Here is a 13,633-nt window from a genome sequence, read left to right on the forward strand (position 1 = left end):
TCTTCTTCCTCTTCTGCCTTCTGTACTGGCTGCTGGCTTGTAGGGGCTGGTCAGTGGCTCGTCGGGGCGGGGGCGGTTCCCGGTCGGCCCGGGGTCGGATGGGGCCGGATGGGGTCGGATGGGGGCCCGGGCGTCAGCCGCCGGGGCCGGTGACGGACTCGGCGGCGGCCGTACCGTGCACCACCACGTCGTGGTCGTAGAAGAATCCGGTCAGCATCGGCTGGTACGTGAGCTGCACGGTCACCTCCACCCGGTCGGGTTCGGCCAGGGTGCAGTGCGAGGCGGCGACGTCGGCGGCGTCGAGGCCGGACTGCTGGGCGAAGTCCTGGACCCGGGCGTCGCAGTCCCCGGTGTTGATCACCGGCGGGGTGCCCGGGGGGGCGGTGCGCAGCTGCTCGATGTTGATGTCCTGGGCGGCGTACCGGGCCGCTTGCTCGGCGATGTCGGCGGCGCGTTCCCGTTTGGAGATCGACAGGCCGCCGTCGACCACGAAGGCGGCGAGGGCCATGAAGACGATGGCGAAGATGATGACGGCGGCGGCGCCGGAGCCGCGGTCGGCCAGCGGGAGTCCGCGCAGACGGCGGCGTACCGCCTCGAAGGGACCCCGGGCGGCCGTCATCCGGCCACCGCCCGGCGGAAGGGGTCGATCGGCGAGGACGCCGTGGAGGTGAGGGTCTTCTTGATGTTCAGGCCGAGGGAGCCGAGGCCGCGGATGTCGCAGGTGATCTCGATGGTGTAGATCGTGTCGGGCGCGAAGCCGGGGCTCGTCTGGTGCACCTGGAGGGTGCCGTCGACGCAGGTGCCGTCGAGGTCCGCCTGGGCGGCGGCGGTGGCCTGGGTGAGCGCCTGGCTCTGGCTGCGCTGGATGGAGCCCGCGCGGGCGGAGTCGCGGGCGGCGCTGTCCACCGCGCCGCGGCCGTCCACGAGTTGGCCGAACGCGACCAGCACCAGGACGAACAGGATGATCAGCGGGGCGAGCACGACCACTTCGATGGTGGAGATGCCCCGGTCGCCGGCGCCGCGGCGGCCGGCTGTGCGCAGGTCCATCGGATCAGCCACCCCCCTCGCAGGTGGCGCGGGCGTTGCCGTTGTCCGCGACGAAGCACTCCACCGGGCCGCGGGACGACTCGTCCACCGTGAAGTGGAGGCCGGGGAAGACGGTGGGGACGTCGGCGGTGACCCGTACGCCGACCGTGAGCGGGCGCTCGTCGACGGTGGTGATGTGGCGGCCGTCCAGCAGGTTGGGGCCGAGCTGGTCGATGTAGTCGGCCGCGGTGCTGGTGGCCTTGCCGGCCCAGCCGCCGGGGTCCGCGTTGGCCTCGGCGCGGGCTTTGCGCGCGCCGGCCTGCGCGGCGGCCTGCGCCACGTGGTCGGCGAAGAAGAAGAGCCCGAACTGGACCGTGGCGAAGATCATGAAGAAGAGCACGGGGGTGAGGAAGACGAACTCGATCGAGGTCATACCCCGATCGCCACCGGGTCGCGCCCGCGCGCTTCCGGTCGCCCCCGTCTCCGCGACACCGCCCACGCCCACGCCGCTGTCGCCGTGTGCGGCGTCCAGTCTGCGGCGCAGGGCGTGGTGCAGCGCGTCGGTTCGTCGTCCTGTCACGGTTCCGGCCTCAGCAGGTCTTGCTGTCCGTGGTGCCCGAGATGCAGTTGCCGACGTCCGTGGCCTTGCCCTTGAGCGCGCCGTTGATGATGACGGCGACCACGCCGACGACGGTGACGACCACCGCGGAGATGATCACCCACTCCACGGCGGACGCGCCACGGGAGAGGTCATCGGCGGAACGGACGCGTTCCACCCTGGCTTTGAGGTAGGTGAGCAGGAAATCGACAGCCGGATGGCTGAAGATGGACGGACGGTTCATGGTTCAAGTCCTCTCGACTCGGCGCTCGGCGTTCGATGACAGTGGTGATCGACGGCGTGGTCTGCGCTGGTGCTCAGACCTGGAACACACGCATCGCCGCTGGGAAGATCAGGAAGACCAGGAAGCCCGCACAGAGCAGGAGTTGGGCAACCAGCATCGACTGGGACTTCTCGCCGGCCGCTCCTTCGATCTCGGAGAGTTCGCGGTGCCGCATGGTCTCGGCGCGGGACGCGAGGGACTCACGGACCTTGGCGCCGTCGTCGGCCACCAGGCCGAGGGTGACGGAGAGGTCCTGGAGTTCCTCGATGCCAAGGTCCTCGCCGAGCCGCCCGAGCGCCACCCATTGGCTGGTTCCGGTGATACGCGCGTCGGCGAGGCAGTTGCGTATCCGCAGCAGGGCCCAGCCGTCGCTGATCTCGGCGGCGGCCATCAGGGCCTCGGGCAGGCCGCGGCCGCCGGCCAGGTTCATGGAGACGAGGTCCAGGTAGGCGCCGATGACGCGGCGCAGGTCCTTGCGCTTGTCCACCGCGTCGCGGCGGACTTCGACGTCGGGCAGGACGAAGAAGACACCGCCGAAGATCAGCGCCATCCAGACCGGCACGACCGGGTTGCTGCCGAGGCCGAGCTGCCAGACCAGTGCGAAGAGGAACGGGCCGAGGATCAGGCCGGCCGCACCGAGGATGATCTTCGTGGCCAGGAAGCTCTCCCAACTGCGGTCGAGGACCGCCAGGTCGACGCGGAGCGACCGCTGCTCCCAGCCCTGCTGGAGGTAGAACTGGGCGACGCGCCGGCCGATCCGGCCCCTGAGGTCGGTGGGGGCCGGGGCGGCCGGTCCGCCGGCCGGGCCGGCCGCGCGGAGCGCGTCGATCTGCGCCACGGTGGAGACCGCGCTGCGGCGGACCGGCAGCAGGGCGCGGATCAGGGCGTAGACACCGAGGCCGACGGCGGCGCCGACCAGGCAGGTGAAGAGGATGTGGTTCATCGGGCACCCGCTCCCGGTACCGCGGTGGTGCCCGGCGTGCCGGGGTACGGCTGCGGGGCTCCGGGGTGGTGCGCGGGAATGGTCTGCTGCGGGGCGCCCGGGTGGCCCGGGATGAACTGGCCCGGCGGGCCCTGCCGTTCGGAGAGCAACTCGGTGGAGTGCACCAGGAAGCGGTCGGGCGTCTCGATCTTGGAGAGCTTGCGCAGCCAGAAGAAGCCGGCCGCGAAGAGCGCGCACACCAAGGTGAGTACGGCCTGGCCGATCGCCGTTCCGTACGGCTTGACGAAGCCGCGGTTGAAGATCGCCAGGCCGAGGACGAAGAGCACCGACACCACGACGACGATCTGTACGCTGCGCCGGGTGCTTGCCCGCTGCGCCATGACCCGCTGGCGCATGTCCACTTCTTCGCGGGCGGACTTGGCCAGGGCGCCGAGCACTTCGCGCAGACCGGGGCCGCGCAGCCGGGCGTTGAGGATGAGGGCGGCGATGATGATGTCGGCCGAGGCGTCGTTGATCTCGTCGGCGAGGTGCTGGAGCGCCTCGGGCAGCGGGGTGCGGGAGCGCAACCGGTCGACCAGCGCGGCCAGATGGGGGCGCAGCGCGGGGGCGGCGGCCCGGGCGGAGGCCGGTATGGCCTGTTCCAGGCCGACGGCGCCGGCGATGGTGTCGCGCAGGGACTCGGTCCAGCCGGCGAGGGCTTCGACCCGCTTCATCGCGGCGCGTTCCTCGGCTGCGCCGCCGAAGAGCTTGTCCCAGGAGAAGACCAGGATCGCGGAGGCGACGCCGAGCACCACCCAGCGGGTGAGGCCGAGGACGGCGAGGCCGGCGACGATGGCCAGTGAGCCGCGCTGGGTGAAGAACCGCACCAGCTCGGACACCTTGTCCTCGCCCTGCCCCGGCTTGGGCGGTTTGGGCGCCCAGCCGCGGATACTGACGATGAGCAGCGCGATGCCGCCACCGACCGCGACCCCGGCGAGCAGGCCGTACAGCACTTGGACGGAGAAGATCCCGGTCATTACCGCCACACCCCCGTGGGCTGGTAGCCGTGGGCGAGGAGTTCGTCGAGGCAGGAGATGGGGGCGTGCGGCAGAGCCACCCCGTCCCGGCCTTCCGCGAAGACCTCGCTGGACAGAACGCGGCCGTCCACGCCGTTCACCTCGCGGATGGAGGTGACGACGCGGCGCAGGGTGCCGCCGCGCTGGTAGTCGTTGCGTCGCTGGATGAAGACGACGAAGTCGATGGCGCCGGCCACCAGCATCTGGGACGCCTCGACCGGCAGCCGTTCCTTCGCCTGGAGGGCGTAGGTGGAGATGCGGTTGAAGACCTCGGCCGAGCTGTTGGCGTGGATGGTGGACAGGGAGCCGTCGTTGCCCTGCGACATGGCGTTGAGCATGGTGACGATCTCGTCGCCGAGCACCTCACCGACGATGACCCGCGAGGGGTTCATGCGCAGCGAGCGGCGGACCAGCTCGGCCATGGAAATGGCGCCCTGGCCTTCGGAGTTGGGCAGCCGCTCCTCGAACGCCACCACATTGGGGTGGATTTCGGGGAACTGGTCGAGGCCGAGTTCCAGTGCCCGTTCGACGGTGATCAGGCGCTCGTGCGGGGGGATGACATTGGCCATGGCCCGCAGCAGGGTGGTCTTGCCGGCGTTGGTGGCACCGGCGATCATCAGGTTCTTCCGGGCGAGCACGGCAGCCGACAGGAAGGAGCCGAGCTCGGGTGTGACGGTGTAGTTGCCCACCAGGTCGGCGAGGAAGACCTTGCCGAGGCGGGCTCGGCGGATGGACAGGGCGGGGCGGCGGGTGACGTCCATGACGGCGGAGAGCCGAGAGCCGTCGGGCAGCCGGAGGTCCAGCTGCGGGTTGGCGGTGTCGAAGGGGCGGGACGACAGGCCGGAGTAGGCGCCGAGGACCTGGATCAGCTCGATGAGCTCCTCGTCGGTGTCGGCGACCGGGTCCGCCTGGAGTTCACGGCCGTCGGAGTAGCCGACGAAGACCTGGTCGCAGCCGTTGATGTCGATGTTCTCGACTTCGTCGTCGTCGAGCAGCGGCTGGAGCCGGCCGACGCCGAAGAGCGCGGCGTGCACGGCGGCCGCGTACGCCTCCTCGGCGTGCGCGTCGGGCGGGGTACGGCCGACGGTGATCTCGGCGCGGGCGTAGTCCTCCAGGATCTGGGCGATGATCGCCCGGGCGAACTGCCGCTCGTCCTCGGGGGACATGGGCGTGGTGTTCGACAGCTGGTCGAGCCGGCGCTGCTCGGAGATCCGGTCGCCTGCCTCCTGCCGGAAGCGCTTGACGAGCTGGTGGTCCACCTCGCTCATCGGAAGACCCCGTACCGCTGCGGTACATCGGCGGCGATCTGGCGGGCGGAGCGGATCAGCAGCGACTTGTCGAGCCGGCCGCGGCGCCGGCCGGCGAGCATCTCGGCCCCCGCCGGGTCGTGCGCGAGGGTGCCGACGACACGGGCGGCTATCTGCGAGGCCACCAGCATGTCGTTGACCTGTCCGGCGATCCGGGCGCTGTTGCCGGGGTCGGCGATGAGCAGGATGCCGATCGGCGGGTGCCCGAGCGCGGCGGCGGCGCCGCGCTGTGAGCCGTGCAGTTTGGCGGACAGCGCGCCGGCCCTGTCCCGTACCCGTGCCAGGTGCTCCGGCTCGGTGCGGGCGACGAGCAGCACCAGGGCGGAGTGCGCGAAGAGTTCGACGGTGGGCGAGTCGGCGCCGATCCGGCCGCAGTCGGCGATGACGTCGGCGGCGCCGTTGGGCGACTCGTCGAGGGTGGCGAATGCCTGGCCGAGCATGGGCCACAGTCCGGCCAGGCCGGCCGCCTGTTCGGCGCTGCCGATGCCGACCAGGACGTCGAGTCCGCCGGTCAGCGGCTGGGCGTGGTCCCACAACTGCTCTGCGGCCAGGCCGCGTCGGGCCGTCGCGGCGAGCGACAGCATGCCGGAGTTGGGGTCGAGGGCCCCGCCGTGCGCGGCGCGCGCACGGTAGACCAGGTCGCCGCCGGCCGGGTCGGTCTCGGCCAGCAGGACGCGGCGCGGCCATACGGCGGCCAGCGCGACGGCGGCCGTGGTGACGCCCGGTGAGCCCTTGTCAGCGGCGATGGAGATCAGTGCCATGACGTCTTCGCTCGCTCAGTCGCTGGTGCGGGGAACGAGGACCAGCGAGACTTCATTGGCCGATGCGGCGATCGCCAGCTTCCCGGCGTCCGCGGTGTCGACCACGACGGTGACGGAGATGCCGCCGTCGCCGAGGCCGTTGGAGGAAGCGGTCAGATCCCGGACGATCAGGTGGCCGGCGATGAGGGTGTTGTCCGAGCCCGTGGCGGCGTCCCCACTGCCGCTGCTGCCCGAACCGGAGCTGCCGCTCTGGGAGTTGGCGGCGTCATTGCCCACGCGGTAGGCGGCGACGACATCACCGTTCTCCAGGGTGCTGGGGAACTGCCCCTCTTTCAGGGAGATGCCGACCAGCGACTTGCCCGCCGTGAGGACCTCGTCCTTCGGCGTGATCATCGACTCGGTGAGGATCGAACCCTCGTAGATGTTCGTCTTGGCCCGGTAGTTGTTGATGAGGTCGCGGCGCTGCCCCCACCTGATGAGCTTCAGCTTGGTGGAGCCGTCGGAGACGTCCGAGACCATGACTTCGCGCAGGGCCCCCTCGGGAATCTTGTTCCCGGCCGCGACCGGCGCGACGACCTCCACGACGGAGACCTTGTCCCCCGCGCGCATCACCATCAAGGTCGCGCCGAGCGCGCCCACCAGGATGAGCAGTACGGCGAGCGCGGCGAGCGCGGGTTTGCGTTCCCGCGGTGGCGACGGCAGCCGCTCTCCGCCCATCGGCGCCCCGAGTGAAGGCGCCGGAACGGACTGACGGCCGCTGCCGCCGCCCGTGGCGGATCGTTCCCTGGTCCTCACGTCACTGCCCCCGTCGAGCCGGCGTGTCGATCGCTATCGGTTGCATGGGGAGAGGCAGTCGCGCTCCCGTCCGGCGACTGCCCGCAAGCCGATGTCAAGTCACCGCACGCTATCAGCGCCTCACAAATAGCCTCAAGGCGCATCCCACGGCGACAGACTCACAGCTTTGCAACGAAACGGAACGGCCGCCGTGACATGCCCACGCTCGGGCACGCACGGGGCAACCCCCGTTCTGTCCACCCCTCTTCGGTCCGGCTTGAGTCCACTCTGCCACTGCGTACCTGTCCCGTGTCCAGCCCGGATTCCAGCCTGTGGATAAACCGTTGCGGGTTGTCCACAGGCAATGCACCTGTCATGCCACGCGGGCCTCGCAGCGGTTATCTTCCTTGAAGAACCAAGTCGAATCCGGGGGAATGAGGCTGCCGTGCGTCTTTCGTTGACCGTGGTCGACCCGCTCGGCGGGGACCGCGCCGATGTCGTGGTCGACGCCGATCCCGCGTCGACCGTCGCGGATGTCGCGCGTGAGCTGGGACGGAAAGTCGGCGGGGGTGGAGCGGAGATCATCTCGATCGCCGGCGGCGCCTCCCGCTCGCCCGGCGCGCCCGCGGTCTACGTGGACGGTTACGCGGTGGATCCCGGCTGGTCGATGGCCCAGTCCCCGCTGCGCGAGGGCGCGGTGGTGAGTCTGTACGACCCGGCGGGGTGTCTTCCCGGCGAGCCGGCCGGTGTGGTCGAGTTGCGGGTGGCGGGCGGCCCCGACGCGGGCGCGGTGCACCGGCTCGGTATCGGCAAGGTGGAGATCGGGCGCGGAGCGGCGGCCCGGGTGCGGATCGACGACTCCGAACTCGCCGACCGCGCCGCGGTGCTGACGGTCGGGATGGGCGGCACCTGCCAGGTCACAGTCGGCGGCGAGACCAAGCAGTGGCCGCTGGGCGGTCAGCTCTCCCTCGGCAACACCCTGCTGGAGCTCGGCCCCTATATCCCGCCGAACGCGGCGCTGCACCCGGGCGAGGACGGCGCGACGTACGAGTACAACCGGCCGCCACGGCTCTCCCCGCCGGAGCGGACCACGCTCTTCCGGCTGCCGAGCCGGCCGAAGGAGCCCACCGCCCGGCCGCTGCCGTGGCTGATGGCGCTCATGCCGCTGGTCATGGCGGTCAGCATGGCGTTCATGATGCACCGCATGATGTACCTGATCATGGCGGTGGTCAGCCCCGTGGTCATGGTCGGCAACTACTTCATGGACAAGAAGAACGGCCGCAAGTCCTACGCGAAGACGGTCACCGAGTACCGCGACCGCAAAGAGGGCATCGAGAAGGACGCTCAGAACGCGCTGGACGCCGAGCGGAAGGACCGCGCGGCGGCCTCGCCCGACCCGGCCACCGTGCTCAACACCGCGACCGGCCCGCGCACCAGGCTGTGGGAGCGGCGGCGCGGTGACCCGGACCACCTGCTGATCCGGGTCGGCACCGCGAAGCTGCCCTCCGAAGTGGTGCTCGACGACCCGGAGCAGGAGGAGCACCGCCGCAGGGTGACCTGGGAGATCGACGACGCCCCGGTCGCGGTCGAGTTGCGCCGGCTCGGCGTGATCGGATTCGCGGCGCCGGGCGACGGCGCCCGGGCGATGGGCCGTTGGGCAGTGGCGCAGGCGGCCACCCTGAGCAGCCCGATGGACGTGCAGTTCTACGTGCTCACCGACCAGTCGGGGCGCGAGAGCTGGGACTGGGTGCGGTGGCTGCCGCACGCCCGGCCGACCGAGGGTCAGAACGCGTCGGCGCTGATGGGCACCGACGCCGAGACGGTCGCGGCCCGCATCGCCGAGTTGGGGACGATCCTCGACGGCCGGCTCAAGGCCAAGATGAAGGCGGGCAGCGCCGCCAACCAGGCGGCTTTCTTCAAGGATGCGGACATCGTGGTCGTCCTGGACGGCTCGCGGCGGCTGCGGGCGATGCCCGGCGTGGTCCAACTGCTGCGCGACGGCCCCGGCGTGGGGATGTTCATGATCTGCCTCGACGCCGAGGAGCGGTTCCTGCCCGGCGAGTGCCAGGCCGTGGTGATCGCCGAGTTCGAGGCCGCCGCCGAGGCCGCACAGGTCGCCTCGGTGCCGGAGCAGCGGATCGGCGCCGGTTTCCCGCAGGGCGGCTTCCCCTCCCACAACGCGTGGTATGCCGACGCCCGGCAGGCCCAGGCCACCGCGGTGGAACCCGCGTACGGCTCCTTCCGGCTGCGGGTGGAGCAGGCCGGCGCGGCCCGCATCCGCAAGGTGCGGCCCGATCTGGTCTCGCCCGCCTGGTGCGCCCGGCTGGCCCGCTGCCTCTCCCCCATCCGCGACATCAGCGGTGACGCCGAGGACTCCTCGATCCCGTCGGCGAGCCGGCTGCTGGACGTGCTGGAACTCGAACCGCCCACCGCGGACGCGATCGCCGCCCGCTGGCGGCTGAGTCCGATCTCCACCCAGGCGGTGGTCGGTGAGTCCTTCGACGGACCGTTCGCGATCGACATCCGCAAGGACGGGCCGCACGGCCTGATCGCCGGCACCACCGGTTCCGGAAAGTCGGAACTGCTGCAGACCATCGTGGCCTCGCTGGCGGTGGCCAACACCCCGGAGGCGATGACCTTCGTCCTCGTCGACTACAAGGGCGGTTCCGCGTTCAAGGACTGTGTCCAACTGCCGCACACCGTCGGCATGGTCACCGACCTCGACGCCCACCTGGTGGAGCGGGCGCTGGAGTCCCTGGGCGCCGAGCTGAAGCGGCGCGAGCACATCCTGGCCGGGGCCGGCGCCAAGGACATCGAGGACTACACCGATCTGCTGAAGCGCCAGCCGCAGCTGACGCCGATGCCGCGGCTGCTCATCGTGATCGACGAGTTCGCCTCGATGGTCCGTGACCTGCCGGACTTCGTCACCGGTCTGGTGAACATCGCCCAGCGGGGCCGTTCCCTGGGCATCCACCTGATCCTGGCCACCCAGCGGCCCAGCGGGGTCGTCTCGCCGGAGATCCGCGCCAACACCAACCTGCGGATAGCGCTGCGGGTCACCGACGGCAGCGAGTCCTCCGACGTCATCGACGCCCCCGACGCCGGCAACATCTCCAAGTCCACCCCGGGCCGTGCCTATGTGCGGCTGGGCGCCACCTCGCTGGTGCCGTTCCAGTCCGGCCGGGTCGGCGGGCGGCGCCCCGGCGCGGTGGAGAACGTCTCGGTGGCCCCATGGGTGAGCGTCGTGGACTGGGCGCAGCTGGGCCGCACCGCCCCGCAGCGGCCGGCCGGTGCGAAGGGCGAAGAGGACGAGATCACCGACCTCAAGGTGCTGGTCGAGGCGATCCGCGCGGCGAACGAGCGGATGGCGATCCCCGCCCAGCACAGCCCGTGGCTGCCCGCGCTCCCCGACGCGCTGCGGCTCGACGAGCTGCCGGTGCCGGTGGCGGCCGGCACGCTGGCAGCCTCACCGTTCGGCATCGAGGACCTGCCGGCGCTGCAGGCCCGCCGGCCGCTGGCCGTCGACTTCCACAGTTTCGGGCACCTGCTGGCCGCGGGGGCACCGCGCTCCGGGCGTTCCCAACTGCTGCGCACCATCGCCGGTTCCCTGGCGCGGACGCACTCCACCGCCGACGTCCACCTCTACGGCATCGACTGCGGCAACGGCGCGCTGAACGCCCTGACGAAGCTGCCGCACTGCGGCGCCGTGGTGGGGCGTTCGCAGTCGGAGCGGGCGATCCGGCTGATCGGCCGGCTCAAGGCGGAGATGACCCGGCGTCAGGAACTGCTGGCGGCCGACGGTTTCGCGGACATCGGCGAGCAGCGGGCGGCGGTCGCCACCGAGGAGGAGCGGCTGCCGCACATCGTGATCCTGCTGGACCGCTGGGAGGGCTGGACGCCCTCGCTCGGTGAGCTGGACCACGGAGCGCTCACCGATGAGCTCTTCACCTTCCTGCGGGAGGGCGCCTCGGTCGGCATCCACCTGATCATCACCGGTGACCGCACCCTGATGGCCGGCCGGATCTCCACCCTCACCGAGGACAAGATCGCCTTCCGGCTGGCGGACCGCTCGGACTTCGCGCTGATCTCGGTCAACCCGCGCAAGGTGCCCGACGAGATCCAGCCCGGCCGGGCGTACCGCTCGGAGTCCGGGATCGAGTTGCAGGTCGCGCTGCTGGAGGGCGAGGTCACCGGCCAGGGGCAGGCCGCGGCGCTGACCGCGATCGGGGCCGCGGCCACCGAGCGGGACGCCGGACTGCCGCGCTCCCGGCGGCCGTTCCGGGTCGATGTGCTGCCCTCACGGCTCTCCTTCGCGGACGCCTGGGACATGCGGGACACCGACGCGGCGCGGAACCCGCTGTGGTCGCTGGTCGGCGTCGGCGGCGACGAGCTCACCGGTTACGGCCCTGACCTGTCCGACGGCCTGCCCGCGTTCGTGATCGGCGGACCCGGCAAGTCGGGGCGGTCCACGCTGCTGCTCACCCTCGCCCGCAGTTACCAGCAGCAGGGCGTGAAGCTGGTGGTGGCCGCGCCCCGCCCCTCGCCGATGCGCGAACTGGCCGGAGCCGAGGGGGTGTTGCGGGTCTTCACCGACAGCGACATATCCGCCGACGAGCTGACCAAGGCGCTGGAGGAGGCGGCCAGCGCTCCGGTGGTGGTGCTGGTGGACGACGCCGAACTGCTGCGCGACTGCGACGCCAAGGACGTCCTGCGGGAGATCATCTCCCGGGGCACCGACAGCGGCCGGGCGCTGGTGCTGGCCGGCGGCGAGGAGGACATCTGCTCCGGCTTCTCCGGCTGGCAGGTGGACGCCAAGAAGGCCCGGCGCGGTGTGCTGCTCTCCCCGCAGCAGACGATGAGCGGCGAGTTGATCGGCACCCGGCTCAGCCGCAGCACCGTCGGCGGCCAGGTCACCCCCGGCCGGGCCCTGCTGCACCTCGGGGACGGTGAACCGAAGACGGTGACCGTCCCGCTGACCGTCTAGAACCGACCATCCGAGCGTCGGTCGTCCGAGAACCGACCGCCAGAGAGCCGGCCGCCCGAGGACCGACCGCCCGAGGACCGACCGCCCGAGGACCGACCGCCCGAGGACCGGCCGCCCGAGAGCCGGCCGCCCGAGATCAGTCCGTGACGGTCATCCCAAGGGACGGTACGGATATGGCCAATAGAGTAGGCGAACGAGTTCGAAGCGACCGGCCGATTCCTTGAGGAATGCCGGGAAAGGACCACTTCATCATGGGGGATCTGCAACTCAATGGCACCGTCATGGGGGATTTGCGCAAGACGTTCTCCACCATCGCGGACCGTATGGACGGCGTCAGCCGGTCGATGGGCAACACCAATGGCGAGGCGGTCGGCGCCCCCCAGCTCATTGACGACGTGCACGACTTCGCCGACGACTGGCACTACGGCATAGGCCAGATAGGCCAGCACGCCGACACCGCCGTCAAGATGATCGACCAGATAGGAAAGACCTTCTCCGACGCGGATCTGCAACTGGCCAACTCGCTGAAGACCGACGGCAAGAAGTAACGGCGATGACCCGCAGCTTCCCGCACCTCGGTTTCGACCCCACGCCCGGCGACGTCGAGCGCACCCGCGCGCTGGCCCGCCGGCTCGGCGATCTGCACAGCGAACTCACCACCACGGTGAACGAACTGGACCGCATCGACAGCGGCTACTGGAAGGGCGAGGCGGCCAAGGCGTTCATCGCCCACATCGACAGTGACGTCACCCCGCTGATCAGGAAGGCCCACGACTCCTTCGGCCGCGCCTCCGGCGCCCTGGCCCGCTGGGCCGACCAACTGCACGGCTTCCAGGCCGAGGCGGACGCGCTGGAACGCGAAGCGGCCACCAAACAGGGCGCCCTGGACCACGCCAGGACGGCCGCCGGACTGCCCACCGACACCAGCGTCCCGCACCCCGCGCCCGAGGCGTCCCCGGACCCGGACCCCCAGGCCGCCGCCGAAGCCAAGAAGAAGCAGCAGGCCGTCACCGACGCCGACAACGCACTCCAGGGCGTCCGCCACCGCGCCGACGAACTCCACACCCGTTACACCGGCGCGGCCGGCGCCATAAGCCACGACCTCGACAAGGCCGGCGACATCGCGCCCGACAAGCCGGGCCTCTTCAGCCGGATCGTCCACGGCGTGGAAGGCGCCTGGAACGACACCGTGAAATGGGTGCAGGACCACGCCGACCTGATCAAGCTGATCGGGGACCTGCTCAGTGACCTCACCGGCATCCTGGCGGTGCTGGCCATCATCACCATCCCCTTCGAGCCGCTGGGCGCGATCTTCGGCACGGCCGCACTCATCACCGGCGCGCTCGCGCTGGGCGCCCATTCACTGGCGAAGCTCGCCGGGGCGGATGTCAGCTGGATGCAATTGGGCCTGGACGCACTGGGCGTGATTCCCGGCATCGGCATGTTCGGCAAGGGCATCAAGGTCGTCGGCACCGCGGCGAGGGACGCCAAACTCGCCGAGTTCGGGGCGGGCTTCGTGTCGAAAGCCGTTGAGGGCCGGCAGATCTTCGCGATGGGCGAGAAGGGTCTCGAAGGGCTCAGCGGCGGCCTCCGTTTCAAGAACATCGCGCTCTTCGGCACCCGCGAGTTCGAGTTGATCACCAAGGAGGGCAGTGGGCTTGCCAGCCGGATGGCCAACCTCTCCAACACCACCTACCACGCCGGACAACTGCTCGGGACCAAGGGACTGAAGGCGATCACCTTCGGCAAGGTCGCCATCAATCCGCTGACCAATCTCGGCAGAGGGATCGACGCCACGGTCAAGGGCGCCCCTAAGATCTTCTCCATTCCCCAGCACATCGGCGAGGCGATCCACCCCGGTGACCGCTTCCACCAAGCAGCGACCGCGAACTGAGGGTTGAT

General features: G+C 70.8%; 12 protein-coding genes. 3 read left to right on the plus strand and 9 right to left on the minus strand.

All coding sequences use genetic code 11. The features are described 5' to 3' along the window. Positions 1-133 precede the first annotated feature (133 nt). From OG552_RS14475 to OG552_RS14515, 9 genes are all read right to left on the minus strand, one after another. Positions 134-619, minus strand: coding sequence for a TadE/TadG family type IV pilus assembly protein (locus OG552_RS14475; RefSeq protein ID WP_329132929.1), 486 nt, complete (start codon positions 617-619; stop codon positions 134-136). Next, the gene (locus tag OG552_RS14480; RefSeq protein ID WP_329132931.1) at positions 616-1,047 is read right to left on the minus strand and encodes a TadE family protein; all 432 of its coding nucleotides are present in this window, start codon (positions 1,045-1,047) and stop codon (positions 616-618) included. The genes OG552_RS14475 and OG552_RS14480 overlap by 4 nt, the downstream gene beginning before the upstream one ends. A gap of 4 nt (positions 1,048-1,051) precedes the next feature. After that, positions 1,052-1,606, minus strand: a complete 555-nt coding sequence (locus OG552_RS14485; RefSeq protein ID WP_443070932.1) for a TadE family protein — start codon at positions 1,604-1,606, stop codon at positions 1,052-1,054. A gap of 10 nt (positions 1,607-1,616) precedes the next feature. Continuing rightward, a complete protein-coding gene (locus OG552_RS14490; protein ID WP_329132933.1) occupies positions 1,617-1,868 on the minus strand; it encodes a hypothetical protein in 252 nt (83 codons plus the stop codon). Positions 1,869-1,941: 73 nt separating this feature from the next. Further along, the gene (locus OG552_RS14495) at positions 1,942-2,850 is read right to left on the minus strand and encodes a type II secretion system F family protein (RefSeq protein WP_329132935.1); all 909 of its coding nucleotides are present in this window, start codon (positions 2,848-2,850) and stop codon (positions 1,942-1,944) included. Further along, positions 2,847-3,866 carry a type II secretion system F family protein gene (locus OG552_RS14500; protein ID WP_329132937.1) on the minus strand — a complete coding sequence of 340 codons (1,020 nt, stop codon included), beginning with the start codon at positions 3,864-3,866 and terminating at the stop codon, positions 2,847-2,849. The genes OG552_RS14495 and OG552_RS14500 overlap by 4 nt, the downstream gene beginning before the upstream one ends. Next, on the minus strand, positions 3,866-5,173 hold the full coding sequence (locus OG552_RS14505; protein WP_329132939.1) for a CpaF family protein: 1,308 nt from the start codon (positions 5,171-5,173) through the stop codon (positions 3,866-3,868). Before OG552_RS14505 ends, OG552_RS14500 begins: the two co-directional genes overlap by 1 nt. Then, positions 5,170-5,973, minus strand: coding sequence for a hypothetical protein (locus OG552_RS14510; protein WP_329132941.1), 804 nt, complete (start codon positions 5,971-5,973; stop codon positions 5,170-5,172). The genes OG552_RS14505 and OG552_RS14510 overlap by 4 nt, the downstream gene beginning before the upstream one ends. 15 nt (positions 5,974-5,988) lie before the next feature. After that, complete coding sequence (locus OG552_RS14515; RefSeq protein WP_329132943.1) at positions 5,989-6,690, minus strand: hypothetical protein; 702 nt, start codon at positions 6,688-6,690, stop codon at positions 5,989-5,991. A 502-nt stretch (positions 6,691-7,192) separates the two neighbouring features. Between OG552_RS14515 and OG552_RS14520 the strand changes: the two genes are divergently transcribed. The 3 genes from OG552_RS14520 (at position 7,193) to OG552_RS14530 (ending at position 13,625) form a co-directional block, all read left to right on the plus strand. After that, entirely contained in the window at positions 7,193-11,731 is a 4,539-nt protein-coding gene (locus OG552_RS14520; protein WP_329132945.1) for an FtsK/SpoIIIE domain-containing protein, read from the plus strand. 251 nt (positions 11,732-11,982) lie between these two features. Next, positions 11,983-12,279 carry a hypothetical protein gene (locus tag OG552_RS14525; RefSeq protein ID WP_329132947.1) on the plus strand — a complete coding sequence of 99 codons (297 nt, stop codon included), beginning with the start codon at positions 11,983-11,985 and terminating at the stop codon, positions 12,277-12,279. Between the two features lie 5 nt (positions 12,280-12,284). Continuing rightward, positions 12,285-13,625 carry a putative T7SS-secreted protein gene (locus tag OG552_RS14530; RefSeq protein ID WP_329132949.1) on the plus strand — a complete coding sequence of 447 codons (1,341 nt, stop codon included), beginning with the start codon at positions 12,285-12,287 and terminating at the stop codon, positions 13,623-13,625. The last annotated feature ends 8 nt before the right edge of the window (positions 13,626-13,633 follow it).

Origin of the sequence: Streptomyces sp. NBC_01476, assembly GCF_036227265.1 — a bacterium.
Taxonomy (GTDB): Bacteria; Actinomycetota; Actinomycetes; order Streptomycetales; family Streptomycetaceae; genus Actinacidiphila.